Raw genomic sequence first — 22,828 nt, 5'->3', positions numbered from 1 at the left:
GGTGACGGCCGTCCCGGGGAGCCGGCACCGCCCGGCGCGCGGGCCGTGGACCCCGCCCACGCCGGGCCCGGCCTGAGGGGCTACTTCAGGAGCCGTGACAGCCTGCGGTCCGCCAGTGGTTTTCCGCCCGTCTGGCAGGTCGGGCAGTACTGGAGCGAGGAGTCGCTGAAGGAGACCTCGCGGATGGTGTCGCCGCACACCGGGCAGGGCTCACCCGTGCGGCCGTGCACGCGCAGGCCGCTCTTCTTCTCCGCCTTCAGGCGCCCGGCCGCGATCCCGCGCGAGCGCTCGACCGCCCCGGTGAGCGTCGTCCGCAGCGCCTCGTACAGGCGGGTGACGTCCTCGGGACGCAGCGACGCCGCCAGCTTGAACGGCGACATCTTCGCGGCGTGCAGGATCTCGTCGCTGTAGGCGTTGCCCACCCCGGCGATCAGGCTCTGGTCGCGCAGGGCGCCCTTGATCTGGCGGCGTTCGTCCTTCAGCAGGGCGGCGAACCGCGCCTCGTCGAAGTCGTCCGCGAGCGGATCGGGGCCGAGACGGCTGACGCCGGGCACCTCCTGCGCGTCCGCCACCACGTACACCGCGAGCCGCTTCTGGGTGCCGGCCTCCGTCAGGTCGAAGCCGGCCCCGGTCTCCAGGGCCACCCGCAGCGCGAGGGGCCCCTTGCCGGGGCGGGGCAGGCCGCTGGGCAGCTGGTCCTTCCAGTGGAGCCAGCCCGCCCGCGCCAGGTGGGTCACGAGACGGGGCCCGCCGTCCGTCTCCAGGTCGAGGAACTTGCCGTAGCGGTGCACGGCGGTGACCCGGTGGCCCTCCAGCGCGCCGAGGGGCGGGTCGTACGTCTTCAGGACGCTGATCGCGACGGGCAGCGCCCGGACGATCTCGTGTCCGACCAGGTGTTCGGTGAGGAAGTCCTTGAGCGCTTCCACCTCGGGGAGTTCCGGCATACGTCAAGAGTGCCATCCGCCACCGGCAACGCCATCAGGCCCGCTCCGGCACCACGAACTCGCACCACACGGCCTTGCCGCCGCCGCGCGCCTCCACGCCCCACACGTCGGTCAGCAGGTCGACCAGGAGCAGGCCCCGGCCGGACACCCCGGACTCCCCCGCCTCGCGGCGCCGCGGCAAAGCGCTGGAGGAGTCCTCCACCTCGACGCGCAGCCGGCGGTCGTTGCCGACGAGGACCCGCAGGGTGACCACGGCGGCACCCTCGGTGTGCATGAGGGCGTTGGTGATCAGCTCGTCGGCGACCAGTTCGATCTCGTCGGCGCGGTCACCGGCGCTCCAGGCGCGCACGGCGGCGCGGATCATGTGCCGGGCGCCGGTCAGCGCCTCCGGGTCGCCGGGGGCGACGTGCTGCTGGAGCCGGCCGCCGGCCTGCGGGGTGTCGAGGACGCGGCGGCGCAGCAGAAGCAGGGCCACGTCGTCGTCGCCGCCGCGCTCCTCGGCGACGTCGATGAGCCGGTCGGCGAGTTCCCGGACGTCCAGGGGGCCGGCGCCGATGAGCCCGGTGAGGGTGCGCATGCCCTCGTCGAGGTCGGCGCCCGGCAGTTCGACCAGGCCGTCGGTGCACAGCAGGAGCGTGTGGCCGGCGTCGAGCTCCAGCGTGCCGACCGGGTACTCGAGGCTGCCGAACTCGGCGGACAGCCCGAGCGGCAGCCCGCCCTCGACGGGGACGCGGCGGCAGGCGCCGCCGGGCTCGCGCAGCATCGGGTCGATGTGGCCGGCGCGGACGACCTGGACGACCCCGGTGGACAGGTCGGCCTCGGCGTACAGGCAGGTCGCGAAGCGGTCGGTGTCGAGTTCGTGCAGGAAGACGGAGGCGCGGGCCATCACGGTGGCCGGGGTGTGGCCCTCGGCGGCGTAGGCGCGCAGCACGATGCGGAGCTGGCCCATGACGGCGGCGGCGTGCGTGTCGTGGCCCTGGACGTCGCCGATGACGGCGCCGACCCGGCCCCCGGGCAGCGGGATCAGGTCGTACCAGTCGCCGCCGATGTCCCGTCCGAGGGTGCCCGCGGCCCCGGCGGCGCGGTAGCGGACGGCGACCTCGGCGCCGGGCACGCTGGGGATGGTGCGCGGCAGCATGGCCTGCTGGAGGCCGGTGGCCAGGTCCTTCTCCTGTTCGTAGAGCATGGCCCGCTGGAGACTCTGGGCGATGCTGCTGCCGAGGGCGACAAGGACGTTGCGGTCCTCCGCGGAGAACGCGCCCCGGTCGCTGTAGAGGAGGCCGATGGCGCCGATCGGGCGGGCCTGCGCGATCAGCGGCATGTAGGCGGCGGCGGTGATGTGCAGGCCGGTGATGTGCGGCCAGAGGATCGGGTAGTTCTCGGCGAACTCCTCCGGCGACTCGATGAAGCGGGGGCTGAGGGTCCGGACGACCTCGCTCATCGGGTACGGGTCGTCGATCCGGGTGACCAGGGTGCCGGGGACGAAGCTGCCCGCGGGACCCTCGGCGACGAGCCGGATGCGGCTGCCGGCCTCGACGAGGCCCATGACGAGGCTCTTGGCGCCGAGGAGGGTGAGGCCCTGGGTGTCCTTGAGGATGTCGATGACGTCCTGGACGGTGCGGGCGTGCGCGAGAGCCGCCGTGGTGAGCTGCACGACGTTGGTCTGCCGGCGCCGCGCCTCGTCCTCGGCGGCCTGTTCGAGCCGTTCCTCGCTCTCGGCGAGTTCGTCGGTGGCGTCGCGGACGATGCCGATGATGCGGCGCGGCCGGCCGGTCTCGTCCCGCCGGATGTAGCCCTGGGTGTGCGTCCAGCGCAGCGTGCCGGCGCGGGTGCGGATGCGGAAGTAGGCGCCGTAGTTCTCGCTGCCGTCCTTCAGGGCCTGGGAGACCAGGCCGTCGAGGCGGAAGGCCTCGGCCCGCGGGACCCGCGCGGACAGGCTCTCGGGGCGGCCGTCGTACTCGTCGGGGCGCAGGTCGAAGACCTCGTGGGCCTGGGCGTCCATGTGGAACAGCCCGCTGTCCAGGTCCCAGTCGAAGCTGCCCATGCGGTTGAGCGCCAGGATCGGTTCCGGGTGGGTGGGCCAGTCGTCCGGGAGTGACAGGGCGCTCGCTCCCCGATCAACCATGGAGCCACCTTGCCAGCATTTACCCGATTCTTCGACTGGGACGGCGGGAGGGATCGCGTGCGACGCGCGAAGGAGTGACAGGCGGGGCGGCAGGTGTGCCCGGGGCGCGACCATGGCAGGGCGAGAGCATGGCGAGGCACCGGCACCGGGAGAGGAGGGCGCGGCTGTGGACTGGTTCGTCGCACCGGGATACGAGACGAGCCGGCTGGTGTTCCAGCGGGCGCTGGCCGGTGTCTACCTGGTCGCGTTCCTGACGGCGGCCCTGCAGTTCCGGGCGCTGATGGGGTCGCGCGGCCTGCTGCCCGTGCCGCGTTTCGTGGCGCGGGTGCCGTTCAAGGCCGCGCCGAGCGTGTTCCAACTGCACTACTCGGACCGCTTCTTCGCCGTCTGCGCCTGGTCGGGCTGCGCGGTGTCCGCCGCGCTGCTGGCCGGTGCGGACTCCCTGGTGCCGCTGTGGGCGGCCCTGCTGCTGTGGCTGGTGCCGTGGGCGCTGTACCTGTCGATCGTGAACGTCGGCCAGACCTGGTACTCGTTCGGCTGGGAGTCCCTGCTCCTGGAGGTCGGCTTCGCGGCGGTCTGGCTGGGCAACGACGAGGTGGCTCCGCCGGTCGTGATGCTGTTCCTGCTGCGCTGGATCCTGTTCCGCGTGGAGTTCGGCGCCGGGCTGATCAAGATGCGCGGCGACGCCTGCTGGCGGAAGCTGACCTGCCTGGACCACCATCACGAGACGCAGCCGATGCCGGGGCCGCTGAGCTGGTTCTTCCACCATCTGCCGAAGCCGCTGCACCGGGTCGAGGTGGCCGCCAACCACGTCACCCAGCTGGTGGTGCCGTTCCTGCTCTTCGCCCCCCAGCCGGTCGCGACGGCCGCGGCGGCCCTGATGATCGCCACCCAGCTGTGGCTGGTGCTGTCCGGCAACTTCGCCTGGCTGAACTGGATCACCATCGTGCTGGCCCTGTCGGCGGTCGCGTTCCCGGCCGATCCGCCGGACCGGCCGGACGCACCGCTGTGGTACGAGGTCACGGTGCTCGCGGTCGCCGCCGTCCTGGTCGGCCTCAGCTACCGACCGGTCGCCAACATGATCTCCCGCCGCCAGGTCATGAACCGGTCCTTCGACCCGCTGCACCTGGTCAACACCTACGGCGCCTTCGGCAGTGTCAGCCGGGTCCGCTACGAGGTCGTGATCGAGGGCACCGCGGACGGGACGCCGCGCGAGGACTCGGACTGGCGGGAGTACGAGTTCAAGGGCAAGCCCGGTGATCCCCGGCGCTGGCCCCGCCAGTTCGCCCCCTACCATCTGCGGCTGGACTGGCTGATGTGGTTCGCCGCGCTGTCGCCCTCGTACGCCGGGTCGTGGTTCGGGACGCTGGTGGAGCGGCTCCTGGAGAACGACCGCGCGACGCTGAGACTGCTGCGCCGCTCGCCGTTCCCGGCCCACGAGCCGCCGCGCTTCGTGCGGGCCCGTCTCTTCCGCTACCGGTACACGACGTGGCGCGAGCTGCGGGAGACGGGCGCGTGCTGGGAGCGGACGTATGTGCGCGAGTACCTGCCGCCGACCCGGCTCGCGGGCGGCTCCCGGAGGCCGTAGACGCGGACGGCCGTGCGCTCGAAGATCCGCCGGTGGCCGACGCGGTCGGTGAGTTCACGTGCCGCGTCGGGCACCTGCCCGTACGGGGTCGGCGGCGTGCACACCGGCCGGTCCCGACGTGGTGGTGGGCGTCGACGACCGTCACGGCAGCTCCCACACCACCGGGAGGCCGGCGTCGGCGCCGTCGCGGGAGTAGTCGTGCACCATGTCGAGCAACTGGGCCATGCGGGCCTGCCAGGCCACGTCGACGGGCGGTTCCTCCAGCTCGGCGAGGAGACGGCCGTAGTCCTCGCACTCCAGGACGTGGAAGAGGTCGAGGCCGCTGCGCCAGATCGTCCAGGAGGTCGCCCCGGCCGCGCGGATGGCGTCGGTGAGCTCCTTCGGGACGTCCCGGTGGGCGGCTTCGTACGCGTCGACACGGTCGGCGCGGACTGTGGTGTGCAGGGCGACTCTCATGGCGATGCCTCCTCGGACAGCAGACCGGACTCGAGCAGTTCCTGCCAGAACCCCGCCGGCACGGGCGCCGCGAACTGCTGGGCGCAGTCCGTGACTTCGGCGGCGGACCGGGCGCCCACGAGCACGCTGGCGACGGCGGGGTGGGCGGCGCAGAACGCGAGGGCGGCGGCCCGCACGGTGGTGCCGTGGCGTTCGGCGAGTGCCTTGACGCGCAGGGCCCGCTCCACCAGGTGCGTCGGCGCCTGGGCGTAGTCGTAGGTCGCGCCGGGCCGCGGGTCGGCCAGCAGGCCGGAGTTGAAGGCGCCGCCGACGACGACGGACGTGCGGCACTCGACGGCCAGGGGCAGCAGGTCGTCCAGGGCGCTCTGGTCCAGCAGCGTGTAGCGGCCCGCGCACAGCACCACGTCGACGTCGGTGTCCATGACGAAGCGGGTCAGCATGGCGGTCTGGTTCATCCCGGCGCCGATGGCGCCCACGACGCCCTCGGAGCGCAGCTTCTCCAGCGCGGGATAGCCCTCGCGGAAGGCCTGTTCGCCGTGGTCGTCGGGGTCGTGGAGGTAGACGACGTCGACCCGGTCGAGGCCCAGCCGTTCCAGGCTGGCCTCCAGGGTGCGGCGTACGCCGTCCGCGCTGAAGTCCCACACGCGGCGCCGGTCGGCGGGGACGGCGAACCCGTCGGCCAGGTCGTCGCCCGTGGCACCGGGCACCGGTTCCAGCCGGCGGCCGACCTTGGTGGAGATCGTGTACGCGTCGCGCGGGTACTGCCGAAGGGCGGCGCCGAGGCGGCGTTCGGACAGGCCCAGTCCGTAGTGGGGGGCGGTGTCGAAGTAGCGGACGCCCGCCTGCCAGGCGGCGGCCACCGCCTGGTGCGCCTGCTCCTCGCCGACCTCGCGGTAGAGGTTGCCGATGGCGGCCCCGCCGAAGCCGAGGGGGCTGACCTGGACGCCGGTGCGGCCGAGCCGGTTCACCGGGCGACCGGCCTGTGGCGCGGTCCCTGCGTGCCGCCGTCGACGGCGAGGGCGGTTGCGGTGGTGGCGCCGGACAGCGGGCACCGCGGATGCGGGTGCGCGGAGCGGGCCATGCCGACGACGTCGACGTCCAGGACCCGGTGCCGCTCGGTGTCGTCGTTGTGCCCGGCGGTGCCCTGGGCGCCGACGCCGGCGTTGTCGATGAGCACGTCGAGTCCGCCGAGCTCCGCCACGGCGTCAGCGCCGGCCGCGCGCACCGAGGCGTCGTCGGTGACGTCGGCGCGGTACGCGAGCAGCGGCTTGGCCAGGTCGGACGGGCCGGGGTCGAGGACGGCGACGCGGGCGCCGCGAACGGCGAGGAGGCCGGCCGTGGCCCGGCCGCTGCCGGAGGCGCCTCCCGTCACCAGCGCCGTGAGTCCGTCGAAGTCGGTCATTCCGCTTGCTCCTTCCGCTGCGTCCGGAGGTCGGCGGCCCGGAAGGCGCCGACCGGGTCCGTGGCCGCGATCCTGGAGGGCCTGTCGTCGCGCACCTTCGCGCCCGGGTGTGGCGCGGCTACCAGGAGGGTGCCTTCGAGCGCACCCGCCCCGAGCACGCCGCGATCCACCGCGCCCTGGCCGCCCACGCCCGGAGGCGGCCCGCCCCGCCGCCGCCTCACGTCCGCCGCAGCCGCAGCGTCACCAGCTCGAACGGCCGCAGCCGCAGCGCGACGTCCCGGCCGGTGTGCTCCGGCGTCTCCGGCAGGGGGCGTTCCAGCAGGTCGGTCGCCGTCACGTCCGCCACCTCGAAGCCGGCCCTCAGCGTGGCCCGCACCCGGCCGCCGTGCGCCTCGTGCAGACGGACCACCACGTCCCCGCTGCCGTCGTCCGCCAGCTTCACGGCGGTGACGACCACGGCGTCCCGGTCGACGGTCACCAGCGGGGCCACCTCGCGACCGCCGGTCAGCCGCCGCTCGGGCAGGTTGATCCGCCAGCCCTCCCGCACCGCGTCCCCGATCCCCGCGCCCGGCACCAGCGCGTGCCGGAAGCGGTGCACGCCCTGGTCGGTCTCCGGGTCCGGGAAGCGCGGGGCGCGCAGCAGCGAGACGCGGACCGTGGTGGTCGTGCCCCGGTCCCCGTCGGTGCGCACGGTCCGGGTCACGTCGTGGCCGTACGTCGAGTCGTTGACGACGGCGACGCCCCAGCCGGGCTCCTCCACGTGCACGAACCGGTGGTTGCACGCCTCGAACTTGGCGACCTCCCAGCTGGTGTTGGTGTGGGTGGGCCGGTGGAAGTGCCCGAACTGCGTCTCGGACGCATAGCGTTCGGCGTGCACGTCGAGCGGGAACGCCAGCTTCAGGAACTTCTCCGTCTCGTGCCAGTCGACCTCGGTGTCGAACAGCACCCGCCGCTCCCCCGGGGCCAGCGACAGCACCTGGACGACCCGGGACTCCCCGAAGGACCGCACGATCCGCACCGAGGTGCCGTCGGTGCCGGGCGCGATCTCGTCCGCGTCGGTGAGGTCGGTGACGGTGTGCCGGTAGAAGGCGTCGACGTCCCAGGCGTCCCACATGTTCGGGAAGTCCGGGTGCAGCTGGAGGAGGCCGGCGGCCCCGCCCGGCGCGACCGTCTCGCGCTCGGCCTCGACGTCGTACGCGGACACGACGAGTCCGCGCGCGTCGATCTCCACGCGCAGCAGGCCGTTGTCGAGGACGAAGCCGCCGTCCGGGCGCGGGGCGAGAGCCGTGCGGCCGTCGATGACCGGTGTGCGCGCGCCGCCCGCCGGCACCCCCAGGCGGGCGTGCGGCGCGGCGTTGAAGACGAGTTCGGTCCTCCCCTCCCCCGCCAGGGCGCGCTGGGCGGCGTCGACGATCGCCTCCAGCTCATGGGCCAGCCGGGCGTACGTGGCGCGGGCCTCGCGGTGCACCCAGGCGATGGAGGAGCCGGGCAGGATGTCGTGGAACTGGTGCAGCAGCACCGTCTTCCAGATCCGGTCCAGCTCCTCGTGGGGGTAGGGGAAGCCGGCGCGCACCGCGGCCGTCGCCGCCCACAGCTCCGCCTCGCGCAGCAGGTGCTCGCTGCGCCGGTTGCCCTGCTTGGTCTGCGCCTGACTGGTGAGGGTGGCCCGGTGCAGCTCCAGGTACAGCTCGCCGACCCAGACCGGGGCGTCCGGGTACTCGGCCTCGGCCTTGCGGAAGAAGGCGTCCGGGGTCTCCCAGACCACGGTCGCCGAGCCCTCCAGGTCGCGCAGCCGGGCCGCCTTGGCGATCACCTCGCGGGTCGTGCCGCCGCCTCCGTCGCCCCAGCCGGTCGGGGCCAGCGAGTGCCGGGCGCGGCCCTTGTCCTTGAAGTTGCGGGCCGCGTGCGCGATCTCGCTGCCCTTCATCGAGCAGTTGTAGGTGTCGACGGGCGGGAAGTGGGTGAGGATCCGGGTGCCGTCGATCCCCTCCCACCAGAAGGTGTGGTGGGGGAACTTGTTGGTCTGGCTCCAGGAGATCTTCTGCGTCAGCAGCCACTTGGAGCCGGCGGCCCTGATGATCTGGGGCAGTCCGGCGGCGAAGCCGAAGGTGTCGGGCAGCCACGCCTCGTCGTTCTCGATGCCGAACTCGTCGAGGAAGAACCGCTTGCCGTGCACGAACTGCCGGGCCATCGCCTCGGAGCCGGGCATGTTGGTGTCGGACTCCACCCACATGCCGCCCGCCGGGACGAACCGCCCGTCGGCAACGGCCTTCTTCACCCGGGCCCACACCTCGGGCCGGTGCTCCTTCACCCACGCCCACTGCTGCGCCTGGGACATGGCGAAGACGAAGTCGGGTTCGTCCTCGATGAGGGCGGTCATGTTGGAGGTGGTGCGGGCCACCTTGCGCACGGTCTCGCGCAGCGGCCACAGCCACGCCGAGTCGATGTGCGCGTGCCCGACGGCGCTGAGGCGGTGGGCGGACGGTACGGCGGGCGCCGCGAGGACGTCGGTGAGGCGGGCGCGGGCCGCGGCCGCGCTGCCGTTGACGTCCTGGAGGTCGACGGCGTCCAGGGCCCGTTCCACCGCCCGCAGGAGGTCCCAGCGCCGGGCCGAGTCGACCGGCAGTTCGGCCATCAGCTCGCCGAGCACCTCCAGGTCGACGACCAGCTGCCAGACCTCCTCGTCGAGGACGGCGAGGTCCATCCGGGTCAGGGTGTACTGCGGTGCGCTGCCCGCGGTCTCCTGGTCGCCCAGCCGCGTGGGCAGGAAGGGGTGGTAGTCGAGGATAACGGGGTTGGAGGCCGCCTCGATGTGCAGCCGCACCTCCTCGCCGCCCTCGGCGGGCGCGGCCACGCGCACCCACTGGTTGCGGGGGTTGAGCCCCTTCACCGGGGTGCCGTCGGGCCGGTACACCAGGCCCTCGCACTGGAAGCCGGGCATGTTCTCGTCGAAGCCGAGGTCGAGCAGCGCCTCGACGGTCCGCCCGGCCCACGCCTCGGGGACGGTCCCGGTGACCCGGAACCAGCTGGTGCCCCAGGGAGCGCCCCAGCGGGCGGAGACCTCGATCGGCTCGGGCGTGGCGGCGAGCCCTTCCGCGACCGGCACCGGCTCGCCCGGCGCGTGCCACACGGCCACGTCCAGCGGCACGGACTCCGGGTACACGGCGGGGCGGATGCGTTCGTCGAGGACGCGCTTCAGGCGGGCTTCGACCAGGTTGCGGTCGTCATGCATGCGGGATGCTCCATCGGTAGGTCGTCCGGGGGGTCACCAGCGGTAGGTCACGGTCACGGGGGCCGACGTGCTGTACAGCTCCCCTACGGCGCGCAGTTCGAACCGTGCCGCCGTCTCACCCGGTTCGGGCCGCAGCCCTCCGGTGAAGAAGGCGTGCTGGCAGGTGCCGCCGAGGAAGCGCCGGGTGCCGTCGGGCAGCACGCGGTGCAGCGTGTGGTGGCGTGTCGCGCCGGGCGCGGGGGTCCAGGCGAAGCGCAGGTCGCCGCCGGACGCGCCGGTGACGCGGAAACCCGAGGGCGCGGCGGGCGTGGGGGCCGCGTCGTGCACGGCGATGCCGCCGAGCCGCCAGCGCACGGGACCGCCGCCGGCCGGGGTGAGCCGCACCCCGAGGGCGTGCACGGTGCCGGTGAGGCCGGTGAGCCGTACGGTCGTGGTCGTCCAGCCGTCGCCGGTGGTCACGGGGTGGTAGGTGTACGGCGGGGCCTCCCCCGGCCCGCCCGGGTCGGCGGTGGCGACGGCGAGCTCCACGTCGACGCGTCCGGCGTCGGTGCGGTGGGTCAGCTCGACGACCGTGTCCCGGGTGAGCGGCAGCCGGGTCGCGTACAGGTCCAGGACGGCGGGCCGGTCGAGTTCCCCGGCGGCGAGCACGCTGGACCCGCCGTGCCAGGCGTCCTCGAAGTCGAAGGCCACCGTGGGCCGTTGCCCGTCGGTGCGGACGACCCAGCGGCGGGAGGGCAGCCGGTCCTGGAGTCCCAGGTGGTTCCAGGGCGTGTCCGAGGTCACCACCCCCTTCTCGTACCAGCGCAGCCCGTGCCCGGTGTTGAAGACGCTGGCGAACGGCAGCCGGGTCACCGTGGACCGGTCGGCGACGGAGACGGCCGGGGCCCGCCAGCCGTCGGTGGCGTCCGGGCGTGACGGGTCGAGGGACCGCCCGGTCCAGAAGCGGTCGTCGGCCCGGTGGAAGTCGCCGGGCGTCCTGCGGTCGGCGGGCAGGTGGTTGCGGGTCCACTCGGGCCGGTAGAAGCCGAGCGACACCACGTGGGAGCGGTCGCGGGGCACGATGGCGTCCCAGTCGACGGACGTGTTCCAGCCGTTGGACTCGACGTCGACGCCCGCCCACAACTCGTGCCGGTCCCGGCCCAGTCGCTCCGCCCGCTGCCCGGAGGAGGCCAGCTTCGCCGCGGTCCAGCGGAAGTCCACGAACAGGTCGTCGGCGGACTGGAAGAAGGGCTCGTTGTGTGCGTTCAGCGCGCCCTGCCAGCTCACGGAGCCGTTCACGGTCATCGCGTCGTACCAGGTGACCCGCTGCCCCTCGGCGCGGGCGCGGGTCCTCAGCTCCCCGAGGAAGCCGAGCATGTCGGCGCCGAGCGCGGCGTCGCCGCCTCCGGTCTCGGCGTTCACGAACCAGCCGTCGAAGCCGTACGCCTTCGCCACCTCGACCAGCTTCGCGGCCAGCGGATACCGCCCCGCCGCGTCCCGCTGCACCAGGTCCCGGGTCCACCGCAGCTGCCCGCCGTAGGCGACGGGCGGCAGGAAGACATTGCCGAGGACGGGCACGCCGTGCCGGTGGGCCGCGTCCACGATCGGCGCGTTCGGCGCGAGGATCAGGCCCTCGCCGGAGGAACCGCCCCAGAACACCAGCTCGTCGAGGTACGCCCAGTGGGTGAGGGCGTAGTGGTCGGCGGTGGCCGACCCCTGCGACGGGTTGCCCGCGGTGGGCCCGAAGGACACCAGGGACTGGATGCGGGCCTGGCCCGCGCGTGCGGTCGGGTTGGCCGGGGCCGGCGTGAAGCGGGGGGCGAGCGGGACGGTGGACGCGTTGAAGGCGAGGTCGGTGTCGTCGGCCGGGCGCCAGGACTTCAGGCCGCGCCAGGTGATGCCGGGGCCCGGCGTCCCGGCGGGCAGGGAGTCCGGGTACCAGTAGGACGCGTACGGCGGGCCCGCCGGGGCCTTGGAAGCGGCGTGCGCGGGGAGCGACGGCAGGAGCGCGGCCGTGGCGCCGGCGATGAGGACGGTGCGTCTGGTGGGGTTCACGAGCGGGTGCCTCCTTGGGGGGTGGGGAGTACCTGATCGGGAGCGACGACCTCGGTGATGCCTCGTGCGCGGAGGTGGGCGCGGTCGTCCGCGCGGGTGTCGAGGACGGTGGTGGGGCGGGCGCCGTCGGCGGTGAGCCGGAAGAAGGCGTCGAAGACGGGGCCGCCCGGGGCGCAGAGCGAGCGGCGGGCCGGATCGGCGGGGACGATCAGGGCCGTCGTGCGGGGCGCGGGCGTGCGGGGTGTCCCGCGGGCCGCCCGCTCCAGCACCCGGGCGGTGTCCTTCGGGGTGCGGTCGTTGGCCAGCAGGCCGAGCCCGTACTCGAGTTCGGGGAAGTCGGCGAGGTCCCGGGACACGTCGTGGGAGCACCACCAGGTGACGCCCCACAGGCCGGGGCAGTCCAGGGCGTTCGCGACGGTCGCCTCGGTGAACGCGGCGGCGTGCTCGGGCGGTACGAGGGGCGCGGGCGCGCCGACCTCCTGGAGCCACACCGGGCGGTGCGGGTCGTCGGCCCACGCCTTGCTGAGCTCGATCAGGTAGGCGGCGTGGTGCTCGGAGGGGACGGAGGAGCGGCCGTGGCGCTGGGCGGTGCCGTTGAACACCCAGGAGTGGACGGCGGTGACGGCGCCGTGCCGGGCGGCCTGGGCGGGGGTGAACGGCTGGTCGTCCTGGTACCAGGTGGCGTCGTACTCGGCGTGCAGGTGCAGCCGGCCGGGGGCGCCCTCCTCGCAGGCGGCGAGCATGCGGGTGAGCCAGCGGTCGATGTCGTCCTCGGTGGCCCGGTCGGGGTCGGGGTGGGGGCCGGCGGAGAACTGGTTGACCTCGTTGCCGAGCGTCATGCCGAGGAAGTTCGGCCGGCCGGCGAGGGCGGCGGCGAGGGTGCGGAGGTAGGCGGCCTGGCCGTCGAGGACGTCCGGGTCGGTGAAGAGGTTGCGGCGGTGCCAGGTGCGGGTCCAGGCCGGCAGGAAGTCGAAGCTGCTCAAGTGGCCCTGCAGACCGTCCACGTTGACGTCGAGACCGCGTTCGGCGGCGGCGTCGACGAGCTGCAGCAGATGCTCGACGGCCCGTCCCCGGATCAGGGTGCGGTTGGGCTGGAAGTAGGGCCACAGCGGGAAGACCCGGATGTGGTCCAGGCCCAGCGCGGCGATGGAGTCGAGGTCGGCGCGCACGGAGTCCAGGTCGAAGTCCAGCCAGTGGTGGAACCACCCTTCGCTCGGGGTGTAGTTGACGCCGAAGCGCACGGCAGGAGGCATGCGGGTCCTTGTGACGGAGGTGCGAGGAACGTCGTGGTCAGCCCTTGACGGCGCCCTCGCCGACCCCGCGGAAGAAGTACCGCTGGAGGCAGGCGAACAGGGCGATCAGCGGGGCGACGGCGATGATCGTGCCGGCGGCGACGAGGCGTTCGTCGTTGGCGAAGGTGCCGTGCAGATAGTTGAGGCCGATGGTCAGGGTGAACTTGGACGGGTCGCTGAGGACGATGAGCGGCCACAGGAAGTCGTCCCAGGCGCCCATGAAGGCGAAGATCGCGACGACCGCGAGGGTGCCCTTCACGGACGGCACGGCGACGCGCAGGAAGCGCTGCCAGACATTCGCGCCGTCGACGAAGGCCGCCTCCTCGATCTCGTACGGCAGATTGAGGAAGGCGTTGCGCATCAGCAGCACGTTGAGGGCGCTGACGCAGCCGGGCAGGACGACCCCGATCAGGGTGTTGTTCAGGCCGAGCTCCCGCATGGTGGTGAACTGGGCGATGATGATGCCCTCCACCGGGACGAGCATCGCGAGGACGAAGACGAGCGTGGCGGCCGTGCGGCCCCGGTAGCGCAGCCGGGCGAGCGCGTAGCCGGCGAGGGCCGCGCCGACGCAGTTGGTGACGACGTTGGCGGCGGCGACCTTGAGCGAGTTGAGGGCGTAGTCCCAGACCGGGATGGTGTCGGCGACCCGTTCGTAGTTGTGCGGGGTGGGGTCGGCGGGCAGGAAGCGGGGCGGGGAGCTGAAGATGTCCTCGGTGGGTCCCTTGAGGGACGTCGACAGCTGCCACAGGAACGGGCCGACGGTGAGGGCGAGCACCCCGAGCAGGAGCAGGTAGCGCAGGGCGAGTTCCCAGACGCGCACGCTGCGGCCGTGTTCGTCGGTGATCCGGGGTTCGCGCGGGGCGGCCGGCCGCGCGGGGGCGGGCGGCGCCTTGTCGATGACGCTCATGACGCGTCCTTCCGGTCGGCCCGCAGCACGAGCAGCATCAGGGCGACGGTGACGGCGAAGACGACGACCGAGATCGCGGAGGCGTAGCCGACCCGGCCGGTCAGTCCGGTGCCGGTGCGCTGGACGAGCATGACGAGGGTGGTGTCCTCGCCCGCCGGGCCGCCGCTCGGGCCGGCCATCAGGTACACCTCGGAGAACACCTTGAAGGCGGCGACCGAGGACAGCGCGCCGACCAGGACCATGGTGGAGCGGACGGCGGGCACGGTGACGGTGAGGAAGCGCCGGACGGCGCCCGCCCCGTCCACGGCGGCGGCCTCGTGCAGTTCGCGGGGCACGTTGGCGAGCGCGGCCAGGTAGATGATCATGTAGTAGCCGAGGCCCTTCCAGACCGTCACGGCCATGGCGCTCAGCAGGAGCAGCCACTGGTCGCTGAGGAAGCCGACCCTGCCCACACCGACCGCCTCCAGCAGGGAGTTCACCAGGCCGCGTTCGTCGAGCAGCCACACCCAGATCAGTCCCACGACGACGATCGAGGCGACGACCGGGGTGTAGAAGGCGGACCGGAAGAAGGTGATGCCGGGGATGTTCTTCTGCACGAGCAGCGCGAGCAGCAGGGGCAGGACGACGAGGGCGGGGACGACGACGAGGACGTACAGCGTGCTGTTGCGCAGTCCGATCCAGAACATGTCGTCGTGGAGCAGTTCCCGGAAGTTCGCGAGGCCCACGAAGCGGCCCGGGATCAGGGTGCGGCGGTCGGTGAAGGCGTTGACCAGGGTGGAGACGAACGGGTAGAGGATGAACGCGCCGGTGATCAGCAGGCCCGGGGCGGCGAACAGCCAGGGGCTGGACGGCAGTTGGCGCCGCACCCGGGACACGGTCGGGCTGGCCATGGTCGGCTAGCCCTGCTGCTGGAGGAGCCGGTCGCAGGCCGCGACAGCGTTGTCGAGCGCTTCCTTCGGGCTCTCCTTGCCCTGGAGCGCCTTGGCGACCTCGTTGCGCAGCGCCGTCTTCATCTGCTCGCTGAACAGCACGGGCGTGTAGTTCACCGCGTTCTTCAGCGACTTGGCGGCGGCGACCCGCACGCGGGTCTCGTCGGTGCCGTCCTCCTTGGTGAAGTACGGGTCGTCGAGGGAGCCGGCGGTGCTGGGGAAGATGGCGACCTTCTTGGCGAAGGACATCTGGTGCTCGGCGTCGGTGACGTAGTGCGCGAAGGCGACGGCGGCGGGGGTGCGCTTGGTCTGCGCGTTGACCATCACGCCCATCACGTACATGTTGACGTGTCCGGTGCTGGTGATCTGGTCGGTGATCCCGATGTTCTTGTACAGGTTCGGCGCCTGCTTCTTGAAGTTGCCGAGGTCGAGCGCGCTGCCGGGGTTCATGGCGACGGCACCGGTGAGGAACTTCTTGCCGGAGGACTCGGGGGTGGCGGTGAGCGCCTGCGGGTCGAGCGCCTTGGCGTCGTACAACTCCTTGTACTTGGTGAGGAGTTCCACGCCCTTGGCGCCGTTGAAGGCGAAGGCGGTGCCCTCCTTGTTCATCAGCGGGACGCCGTAGCGGCCGAAGTCCTCGATGGTGGGGACGTTGGCGAGGGTGGCGACCTTGCCGTCCGTCTTCTCCGCCATGGTGAGGGCGGCGTCGAAGACCTCGTCGTAGGTCTTCGGCGGCTGCTCGGGGTCGAGGCCGGCCTTCTCGAAGAGCGTCTTGTTGAACTCGGTTTCTCGGTGCCGGCGGACGTCTCGGTGGTCTCCTGGGAGGACTCGGCCCTGTGCCGCATGGTCAAGCCCTGGCTGTCGGCCCTGTCCAGGGACAGCGGGGAGTTCGGCCGTACGGCGGCCCGCGAACTGATCGCCCTGCTGGACGGGGGGTCGGCGCGGGCGGTGGGGGTGCCGGTGCCGCGGCTGATCGAGCGCGGGAGCACGGGGGTGGCGCGGAACGTGTGACGGACCGGCCACACGGCGCCCCCGTCGCACCGCTCAGCGGCCCAGTCCCTGAAGCCCTTCGTACGCCGCCGTCACGATCTCCATCCCCCGGGTGTCCTCGGCGGGCTCACGCATCTGGTGGGTCACGTAGGCCACCACCAGCCGGCTGTCGGGATCGATCACCACCAGCGACCCGCCCCAGCCGCCCCAGCCGCACGCGCCGCCGAACAGGCCGTACCCGAGACCCCACCGCGTCGGCATCCCCAGCACCCGGTCGTCACCGTCGAACTGCTCCTCACGGGCGCGGTCGCAGCCGGCCGGTGACAGCAGGCGTACGCCGTTCACCTCTCCCCCGCAGGCCAGGACCGACTGCGTCAGCGCGACCGAGCGGGCGTTGCCGTATCCGCTCGCCGCGGGGATCTGCGCGCGGCGCCAGGCCAGGCTGTTGCCGTCCCGGACGCGCATTCCGTTCCCCGCCTCGGAGTTCGCCGGATCGCCGGGCGCGCTCGACGCGTAGTCCTCGTCCCGGCCCGCCGGAGGAATCGCCGGGGCGACCCGGTGGTCGTGCTCGGCCGGCAGCCCGATGTGGAAGTCGGCGCCCAGCGGCCCGGTCACCTCTTCGGCGAGGAACTCCCCCACCTCGCGGCCGGTGATCCGGCGCAGCACCTCGCCGACGAGGAAGCCCTGGGTGAGTGAGTGGTATCCGGCGGCGGTGCCCGGCTCCCACCGGGGCGCCCGCGCCGCCAGCCGGACGGTGACGGCGGGCCAGTCGTACAGGTCCTCGACCGACCCGTCCCAGTCGGGCAGTCCCGCGGTGTGCGCCAGCAGATGCCGTACGAGCACCTTGTCCTTGCCCGCCGCCGCGAACTCCGGCCAGTACCTGGCCACGGGTGCGTCCGGGTCGAGTTCGCCCCGGTCGATCAGGACGAGGGCACACAGGGCCGTCATCGTCTTGGTCACGGACCAGACGTTGACGAGGGTGTCCCGCTCCCAGGGGGCGGTCCGTTCCGCGTTCGCGTACCCGCCCCAGACGTCCACCACCGGCTCGCCGTCCACGAAGACGGCGGCGGAGCCTCCCGCGTCACCGGCGTCCAGCATGCCGGCGAGTGCGTTCGGGACGGCGAGGAAGAGGGTGTCGTACGAGCCCTGAATGTCGGCCATGTGCCCATCCAGCCCCCACTGCACCCCTCCGGTCAACCGGATTTCGCGGCCGGCGGCCACACCCGGGCATGACCCGGCCGCCGGCACCCGGCGCCGCCCTGAGAAGTCCCACCGGACACTCCCGGACATCCAAGCCCGGCGCCCCCTCGACTCGGGGCCCGGAGAGGGGCAGAGTTCTCCTGCATACCCGTCAGTACGCAGAAGGAGCGCCCGTGACCAGCTGGGTCGGCCGGACCGCCGCCGAGATCGCCGCCGCCGTACGCGAGAAGCGGGCCACGCCCCGGGAGGTGGTGGCCGAGCACCTGTCGAGGATCGAGCGGCTCGACGGGCGCGTGGGCGCCTTCCGGGTGGTCCGTGCCGAGGCGGCGCTCGCCGAGGCCGACGAGGTGGCCTCGCGTGCCGATCTCGCCGAACTGCCCCTGGCCGGTGTGCCGGTGGCCGTCAAGGACAACCTCGCGGTGCGCGGCGAGTCGATGCGGGTCGGCTCGGCGGCGACGCCGGACGCCCCGGCCGCCGAGGACCACGTCACGGTGGCCCGGCTGCGCGCCGCCGGCGCGGTGGTGGTGGGCCTGACGAACGTGCCGGAGCTGTGCGTCTTCGGCACCACCGAGGGCGTCCACGGCACGGCCCGCAATCCCTGGGACACCTCGCGGACGGCGGGCGGTTCGTCCGGCGGCAGCGCGGCCGCGGTCGCCGCGGGCCTGGTGCCGCTGGCCCTCGGCAACGACGGCATGGGGTCCCTGCGCATCCCCGCGGCCAACTGCGGCCTGGTCACGATCAAGCCCGGCAGCGGGGTGGTCCCGGCCGGCATCGGCGACGGCGACTGGTTCGGGATGTCGGAGAACGGCCCCCTCGCCACGACCGTCGAGGACACCCGGCTGATGCTGTCGGTCCTCGCCGGCACCGAGGTGGCGGCGCCGGCGGCGCCGGAGACGTACCGGATCGCGGTGTCGCTGCGCAGTCCCATCGCCGGCGTCACCATCAGCAAGCCGTACGCGAGCGCCGCCCGGGAGGCGGCGGCGCTGCTGATGAAGGCCGGTCACCAGGTGCGCAGGGCCGATCCGCCGTACCCGATGTCGCTGGGCGTCACCTCGCTGACGCACTGGACGGCGGGCACGTCGGTGGACGCCCGGGGCGTGGACACCGCGCTCCTCACCCGCCGGACGCGGGTGCACGCGGCCGTGGGCCGGCGGTTCGTCGGCCGGGCGCGGACCGGCGAGGACCGGGAGCGGCTGCGCACCCGGCTGGAGCCGTTCTTCGCCGAGCACGACGTGCTGCTCACCCCGGCCCTCGCACGCCGCTCGCCCCGGTCCGTGCCCTGGCACGAGCGGGGCTGGCTGCGCAACGTGCTGGCCAACACCAACTACTCGCCGCTGACCCCGCCGTGGAACCTGACCGGATGGCCGGCGATGGCGGTGCCGTTCGGGACCCTGCCGTCCGGAGCGCCCACCGCCGTGCAGCTCGTGGGGCGCCCCGGCTCCGAGGCGGCGCTGCTGGCCCTCGCGGAGACCGTCGAGCAGCTGCGTCCGTGGCGCAGGACGGCGCCGCTGGACTGAGCGGGCCGGCCCGTCCGGCTCACACCTCCGGTGCGAAGGGCCCGTCGACGCCGAAGACCAGCTTCGCGAACCGCTCACCCATCCGGCGGTGGGTCGTCGGGTCGGGGTGCAGGTCGTCGGGGAGCGGGAGCTCCTCGAAGTCGGCCTCGCCGTAGAGCTCGCGGCCGTCGAGGTAGTGCAGGTGCGGGTCGTCGGCGGCCCGCTCCCGCACGATCCGGGACAGCTCGTCGCGGATGACGTTCAGTGTCAGTTTGCCGGCCGCGCGCTCCGCCGGGTCGCCCATCGCCGCGAACCGCAGCCGGCCCTCGCGCAGACCCGTGAGGTCCGGGGCGCAGGGCCCGGGGGTGTCCTCGTGGATCGGGCACAGGATGGGCGAGACCACCAGCAGCGGTGTCGTGGGGTGCCCTTCGCGGACGGTGTCGAGGAAGCCGTGGACGGCGGGCCCGAAGGCACGCAGCCGCATGAGGTCCAGGTTGACCAGGTTGATGCCGATCTTGAGGCTGATGAAGTCGGCGGCGGTGTCGCGCAGGGCGCGGGCGGTGAACGGGTCGAGCAGGGCGCTGCCGGCCAGACCCAGATTGATCAGCTCCACGTCGCCGAGGGCGGCCGCGGCGGCGGGCCAGATGCCGGTGGGACTCGCGGCGTCGGAGCCGTGGCTGATGGAACTGCCGTGGTGCAGCCACACCTTGCGGCCGGGGTCACGGGCGGGCGCGACGGGCGCGTCGGTGCGCAGGGCGATCAGCTCGGTCGTCTCGTTGTGCGGCAGCCAGATCTCGACGTCCTTGTCGCCCTCGGGCAGCCCGTCGAAGCGCACGGTGCCGGGCGGTCCCGAGCGGTGCTCGTCGGTGCCCGCCGCCATGTCGACGGTCACGACGTTGCCGCCGCCGACGCTGCCCTGGGCCACCAGGTGTCCGTCGACGAGCAGGTCGTACACGCCGTCGGGGCGCTCGGGCACGCCGACGTAGCTGCGCCGGGTGCGCAGGGCGTCGAGCTCGACCCTGGTCGCCCGGGTGCGGAAGGCGAGCCGTACGCCGGACGGGTGCGACTCGGCCATGGCCAGCTGCCCGTCGGTGTTCTGCGCACGGGCCCGGGCGGGCAGCCGGTGCGGCAGCAGCCCGACCTCGGTCCGCTCGGTGTCGAGGGCGCCGCGCAGCAGGTCCGCGGTGACCGTCGTGGTGATCCAGTCGTGCTCGGTGTTCATGTCCTCAGCCTGTCGATCAGGAGGTGGGCTCGGTGGGCCAGTTGCGCAGCAAGGAGTCCAGGGCGTCCAGGATCCGGTTCCAGGTCTCCTCGGAGTCGGGCGCGCTGTGCCGGAAGCCGCCCGCCGACTCCAGGCTGGAGTACCCGTGGAAGACGCTTCCGAGCAGCCGGACCGCGTGGGTGGCGTCCGGTTCGGCCAGGTCGTAGCCGCGCAGGATCGCCCGGGTCATCTGCGCGTGCCGCGGCCCCGCACTGGCGGCGGCCGTATCGGGGTCGAGCGGCATGCGCGCGGCGGCGGCCCGGCCGGGGTGCTCGCGCTCGTAGTCGCGGTAGACGTTGGCGAAGGCGACCAGGGCGTCCTTGCCGGCCCGTCCGGCGACGGCGTCGGCGGCCCGGTCGGCCATCTCCTCCAGCGCGAACAGGGCGATCCTCGTCCGCAGGTCCTGGGTGTTCCTCACGTGCGAGTACAGGGACGCGACCTTGACGCCGAAGCGCCGCGCCAGTTCCGACGCGGTGACCTGCTCGAAGCCGATCTCGTCGGCCAGCTCGGCGCCGGCGCGGACCAGCCGGTCCTGGGTGAGTCCTACGCGTGCCACAACCATCCTCCCGCTTGCCATAACCGAGTATGCGTTCACCTAAAACCTTTAGGCAAATGCGTACGCGATCAAGGGAGGGGTCACGTGGGGGGGGACGGACAGGCGGTGACGATCCGGGGCGGGAAAAGCGGGAGCCGCGGCCGTGTCCCGGCCGCGGCTTCTCCCGTCGGCATGGGCGCGTGTCCGGCACGTCCATGCGGTCGGCGAGGTGAGGGGTCCGCCCGTCAGTCGACGCTGGGCAGGATGTGGGGCTCGGCGAGGTCCTCCTCGTAGCCCGCAAGCCGGATGGGGGCGGACCGGGCCCACACGTCGAGACTGCCGATCTCCTTCGGCCTGCGGCCCACACGCTCCGTGCGTTCCTTGGGGCGTTGTTCGGCGTTCGTCTTCTCAGGTGTCACCGCGCACTCCTTCTGTGTCGGATCACCCTCGGGGGGCGCAGCCGGTCGCTCTGCGGTCCGGTGCCTGACACCCCTTCGGGTCCAGCTCAACGTCGATTCGGACGCGGTGGCGTCAGTGACAGGTGTGCAAGCAGGCCGTTGTGCACCGGCTTGTCCCGGGACGGACCATGGGTGTGGGTTGGGACCCTTGGCGCTGTCCGTCCACTCCAGATTAACCAAATGAGCGCATGCCTGCTCGATGGGGCTGCAAACAACGTGTAAATCTCCGAAGTCGACTGGTAACCACCCGCCCGACATCGCCTGTTCTTCCCCTGGACACGGCTTTTGCGTATCACTCGCTCGGCGCAGCACGGCCCCGATCCGGGATTCAACTCACCCCGGACCGGGGCAGCACCCCGCCGGATCCGGCCAACACACCCCGAACCGTCGCGATTCGGGGCGGTGCGGGCGTCACCACTTGCCGGGCGCGTAGTCCTTCAGGAAGACGCCGTAAAGGTCCTCGCCCGCCTCGCCGCGCACGATCGGGTCGTAGACGCGGGCCGCTCCGTCGACCAGGTCGAGCGGGGCGTGGAAGCCGGCCTCGGCGAGCCGGAGCTTGTCGTAGTGCGGGCGCTCGTCGGTGATCCAGCCGGTGTCGACGGAGGTCATCAGGATGCCGTCGCTCTCGAACATCTCCTGCGCGCTGGTGCGGGTCACCATGTTCATCGCGGCCTTGGCGGCGTTGGTGTTGGGGTGCCCGGCACCCTTGTAGCCGCGGCCGAAGACGCCCTCCATCGCGGAGACGTTCACCACGTACGCCCGCCCGCTCGTCGCCTTCTTCGCGGCCTCGGCCATGCTCGGCCGCAGGGCGCTGATCAGGATGAAGGGCGAGGTGTAGTTGCAGAGCTGGGTCTCCAGGAGCTCGACCGGGGAGATCTGGTCGATGGTCTGCACCCAGGTGTTGGACTCCACGACGTCGGGCACCAGGCCGCCTGCGTCGATGGCGGTGCCGTCCAGGTGCCGGGCGACGCTGGCGTTGCCCGCGACCAGGGCGAGGTCGGCCACCTTCTGGGCGTCCAGGCCGCCGGCGACCACCGGCAGCGCGGTGAGACCGTCGACCGCGCCGGAGCCGAAGGCCCCGATCACCTGGTGGGCGGGGAGCTCGCCGGCGGGCAGCGGGGCGCTCTCGCCCTCGATCAGCGCGGCGTAGGCGGAGGGCAGCCGGCGCACGGTCTGCGTCGCGTTGTTCACGAGGATGTCGAGCGGGCCCGCCTCGGCGACCCGCTCGGCGAGGGCCACGGCCTGCGCCGGGTCGCGCAGGTCGATGCCGACGACCTCCAGGCGGTGGATCCAGTCCCCCGAGTCGTCCATCGCCTTGAACCGGCGGATGGCGTCCTTCGGGAAGCGCGTGGTGATCGTGGTGTGGGCGCCGTCCCGCAGCAGCCGCAGGGCGATGTACATGCCGATCTTCGCGCGGCCGCCGGTGAGCAGGGCGCGCTTGCCGGTGAGGTCGGCCCGCGCGTCGCGCCTGTCCCGGTTCAGCCGGGCGCAGTCCTGGCAGAGCTGGTGGTAGAAGTAGTCGACCTCGACGTACCGGGTCTTGCAGGTGTAGCAGGAGCGCGGGCGCTGGAGTATCCCCGCGATCCGGCCCTCCTCGGTGCGGGAGGACGGCAGCAGGCCCTCGGTCTCGTCGTCGATGCGCTGGGCGGAGCCGGTCGCGGTGGCCTCCGTGACCGTCTTGTCGTGCGCGGTCTTCGCCGCCCGGCGCTCCTGGCGCCGGCGCTGCTTCACGGTGCGGTAGACGCCCGCGGTGGCCCGGCGCACGGCGATCGCGTCGGGGTGGTCGACCTCCAGCTTGTCGAGTTCCTCGAGCACGTCGAGGCAGACCGCCAGCCGCTCGGGGTCGATGCCGGGGCCGTACACGACGCCGTCGGCGGGCTCCTGTCCGGCCTCGGTCCTGGTCGCCGTCGAGCCGTCGTCTGTCACCGTCATCGCCGCTGCCGTTCCCTGATCACCCGCGGCGCTCCGGTCGCGCTCGC

16 protein-coding genes and 4 pseudogenes are annotated in these 22,828 nt (G+C 73.0%); 4 read left to right on the top strand and 16 right to left on the bottom strand.

Going from position 1 to position 22,828, the window contains the following annotated elements:
* Positions 1-80 precede the first annotated feature (80 nt).
* Positions 81-944, bottom strand: a complete 864-nt coding sequence (locus ACFRAC_RS14495) for an Fpg/Nei family DNA glycosylase (protein ID WP_382924222.1) — start codon at positions 942-944, stop codon at positions 81-83.
* A 34-nt stretch (positions 945-978) separates the two neighbouring features.
* The gene (locus tag ACFRAC_RS14490; protein WP_382924221.1) at positions 979-3,069 is read right to left on the bottom strand and encodes a SpoIIE family protein phosphatase; all 2,091 of its coding nucleotides are present in this window, start codon (positions 3,067-3,069) and stop codon (positions 979-981) included.
* 166 nt (positions 3,070-3,235) lie between these two features.
* Here ACFRAC_RS14490 and ACFRAC_RS14485 point away from each other — a divergent pair, with 166 nt between their 5' ends.
* A complete protein-coding gene (locus tag ACFRAC_RS14485) occupies positions 3,236-4,657 on the top strand; it encodes a lipase maturation factor family protein (RefSeq protein ID WP_382924220.1) in 1,422 nt (473 codons plus the stop codon).
* A 141-nt stretch (positions 4,658-4,798) separates the two neighbouring features.
* On the opposite strand, the gene ACFRAC_RS14480 is transcribed toward ACFRAC_RS14485, so the two are convergent.
* From ACFRAC_RS14480 to ACFRAC_RS14470, 3 genes and pseudogenes are all read right to left on the bottom strand, one after another.
* Complete coding sequence (locus ACFRAC_RS14480) at positions 4,799-5,113, bottom strand: L-rhamnose mutarotase (RefSeq protein ID WP_382924219.1); 315 nt, start codon at positions 5,111-5,113, stop codon at positions 4,799-4,801.
* Complete coding sequence (locus ACFRAC_RS14475) at positions 5,110-6,081, bottom strand: aldo/keto reductase (RefSeq protein ID WP_382924218.1); 972 nt, start codon at positions 6,079-6,081, stop codon at positions 5,110-5,112. Before ACFRAC_RS14475 ends, ACFRAC_RS14480 begins: the two co-directional genes overlap by 4 nt.
* An 83-nt stretch (positions 6,082-6,164) precedes the next feature.
* Positions 6,165-6,515, bottom strand: a pseudogene (locus ACFRAC_RS14470) (SDR family NAD(P)-dependent oxidoreductase); the annotation flags it as partial.
* A 60-nt stretch (positions 6,516-6,575) separates the two neighbouring features.
* Between ACFRAC_RS14470 and ACFRAC_RS14465 the strand changes: the two are divergent.
* A pseudogene (locus tag ACFRAC_RS14465) lies at positions 6,576-6,735 on the top strand (GntR family transcriptional regulator); the annotation flags it as partial.
* On the opposite strand, the gene ACFRAC_RS14460 reads toward ACFRAC_RS14465, so the two are convergent.
* The 6 genes and pseudogenes from ACFRAC_RS14460 to ACFRAC_RS14435 form a co-directional block, all read right to left on the bottom strand.
* Positions 6,733-9,747, bottom strand: a complete 3,015-nt coding sequence (locus tag ACFRAC_RS14460; protein WP_382924217.1) for an alpha-mannosidase — start codon at positions 9,745-9,747, stop codon at positions 6,733-6,735. The pseudogene ACFRAC_RS14465 and the gene ACFRAC_RS14460 overlap by 3 nt on opposite strands.
* 33 nt (positions 9,748-9,780) lie before the next feature.
* Positions 9,781-11,781 carry an endo-beta-N-acetylglucosaminidase gene (locus tag ACFRAC_RS14455; protein WP_382924216.1) on the bottom strand — a complete coding sequence of 667 codons (2,001 nt, stop codon included), beginning with the start codon at positions 11,779-11,781 and terminating at the stop codon, positions 9,781-9,783.
* Positions 11,778-13,034, bottom strand: coding sequence for a glycosyl hydrolase (locus tag ACFRAC_RS14450; protein ID WP_382924215.1), 1,257 nt, complete (start codon positions 13,032-13,034; stop codon positions 11,778-11,780). Before ACFRAC_RS14450 ends, ACFRAC_RS14455 begins: the two co-directional genes overlap by 4 nt.
* A gap of 37 nt (positions 13,035-13,071) precedes the next feature.
* Positions 13,072-13,980 (bottom strand): carbohydrate ABC transporter permease, encoded by a 909-nt coding sequence (locus ACFRAC_RS14445; RefSeq protein WP_382924214.1) that lies wholly within the window; start codon positions 13,978-13,980, stop codon positions 13,072-13,074.
* Positions 13,977-14,870 carry a carbohydrate ABC transporter permease gene (locus tag ACFRAC_RS14440; protein WP_382924213.1) on the bottom strand — a complete coding sequence of 298 codons (894 nt, stop codon included), beginning with the start codon at positions 14,868-14,870 and terminating at the stop codon, positions 13,977-13,979. The genes ACFRAC_RS14445 and ACFRAC_RS14440 overlap by 4 nt, the downstream gene beginning before the upstream one ends.
* Positions 14,871-14,876: 6 nt before the next feature.
* Positions 14,877-15,689, bottom strand: a pseudogene (locus tag ACFRAC_RS14435) (extracellular solute-binding protein); the annotation flags it as partial.
* On the opposite strand from ACFRAC_RS14435, the pseudogene ACFRAC_RS14430 reads away from it, so the two are divergent.
* A pseudogene (locus ACFRAC_RS14430) lies at positions 15,687-15,920 on the top strand (substrate-binding domain-containing protein); the annotation flags it as partial. The pseudogenes ACFRAC_RS14435 and ACFRAC_RS14430 sit on opposite strands and share 3 nt — an antisense overlap.
* 33 nt (positions 15,921-15,953) lie before the next feature.
* Here ACFRAC_RS14430 and ACFRAC_RS14425 read toward each other — a convergent pair.
* A complete protein-coding gene (locus ACFRAC_RS14425) occupies positions 15,954-17,060 on the bottom strand; it encodes a serine hydrolase domain-containing protein (RefSeq protein WP_382924212.1) in 1,107 nt (368 codons plus the stop codon).
* A 212-nt stretch (positions 17,061-17,272) separates the two neighbouring features.
* Between ACFRAC_RS14425 and ACFRAC_RS14420 the strand changes: the two genes are divergently transcribed.
* Positions 17,273-18,616, top strand: a complete 1,344-nt coding sequence (locus ACFRAC_RS14420; RefSeq protein WP_382924211.1) for an amidase — start codon at positions 17,273-17,275, stop codon at positions 18,614-18,616.
* Between the two features lie 19 nt (positions 18,617-18,635).
* Here the strand turns inward: ACFRAC_RS14420 and ACFRAC_RS14415 are convergent, their stop codons facing one another.
* From ACFRAC_RS14415 to ACFRAC_RS14400, 4 genes are all read right to left on the bottom strand, one after another.
* Complete coding sequence (locus ACFRAC_RS14415; RefSeq protein ID WP_382924210.1) at positions 18,636-19,817, bottom strand: GDSL-type esterase/lipase family protein; 1,182 nt, start codon at positions 19,815-19,817, stop codon at positions 18,636-18,638.
* Between the two features lie 16 nt (positions 19,818-19,833).
* On the bottom strand, positions 19,834-20,412 hold the full coding sequence (locus tag ACFRAC_RS14410; protein WP_382924209.1) for a TetR/AcrR family transcriptional regulator: 579 nt from the start codon (positions 20,410-20,412) through the stop codon (positions 19,834-19,836).
* A 224-nt stretch (positions 20,413-20,636) separates the two neighbouring features.
* A complete protein-coding gene (locus ACFRAC_RS14405; protein WP_361351367.1) occupies positions 20,637-20,810 on the bottom strand; it encodes a hypothetical protein in 174 nt (57 codons plus the stop codon).
* Positions 20,811-21,260: 450 nt separating this feature from the next.
* A complete protein-coding gene (locus ACFRAC_RS14400; protein ID WP_382924208.1) occupies positions 21,261-22,781 on the bottom strand; it encodes an SDR family NAD(P)-dependent oxidoreductase in 1,521 nt (506 codons plus the stop codon).
* Positions 22,782-22,828 lie beyond the last annotated feature (47 nt).

It is taken from the genome of Streptomyces sp. NPDC056628, from assembly GCF_042792555.1.
Lineage (GTDB): Bacteria > Actinomycetota > Actinomycetes > Streptomycetales > Streptomycetaceae > Streptomyces.
This window is presented reverse-complemented; position numbering and strand designations above follow the sequence as displayed.

Bases quoted from the DNA above. Each gene is read 5' to 3' on its own strand.
- ACFRAC_RS14495 (WP_382924222.1), bottom strand. From the start codon at position 944: ATGCCGGAACTCCCCGAGGTGGAAGCGCTCAAGGACTTCCTCACCGAA.
- ACFRAC_RS14490 (WP_382924221.1), bottom strand. From the start codon at position 3,069: ATGGTTGATCGGGGAGCGAGCGCCCTGTCACTCCCGGACGACTGGCCC.
- ACFRAC_RS14480 (WP_382924219.1), bottom strand. From the start codon at position 5,113: ATGAGAGTCGCCCTGCACACCACAGTCCGCGCCGACCGTGTCGACGCG.
- ACFRAC_RS14460 (WP_382924217.1), bottom strand. From the start codon at position 9,747: ATGCATGACGACCGCAACCTGGTCGAAGCCCGCCTGAAGCGCGTCCTC.
- ACFRAC_RS14450 (WP_382924215.1), bottom strand. From the start codon at position 13,034: ATGCCTCCTGCCGTGCGCTTCGGCGTCAACTACACCCCGAGCGAAGGG.
- ACFRAC_RS14445 (WP_382924214.1), bottom strand. From the start codon at position 13,980: ATGAGCGTCATCGACAAGGCGCCGCCCGCCCCCGCGCGGCCGGCCGCC.
- ACFRAC_RS14440 (WP_382924213.1), bottom strand. From the start codon at position 14,870: ATGGCCAGCCCGACCGTGTCCCGGGTGCGGCGCCAACTGCCGTCCAGC.
- ACFRAC_RS14425 (WP_382924212.1), bottom strand. From the start codon at position 17,060: ATGGCCGACATTCAGGGCTCGTACGACACCCTCTTCCTCGCCGTCCCG.
- ACFRAC_RS14415 (WP_382924210.1), bottom strand. From the start codon at position 19,817: ATGAACACCGAGCACGACTGGATCACCACGACGGTCACCGCGGACCTG.
- ACFRAC_RS14400 (WP_382924208.1), bottom strand. From the start codon at position 22,781: ATGACGGTGACAGACGACGGCTCGACGGCGACCAGGACCGAGGCCGGA.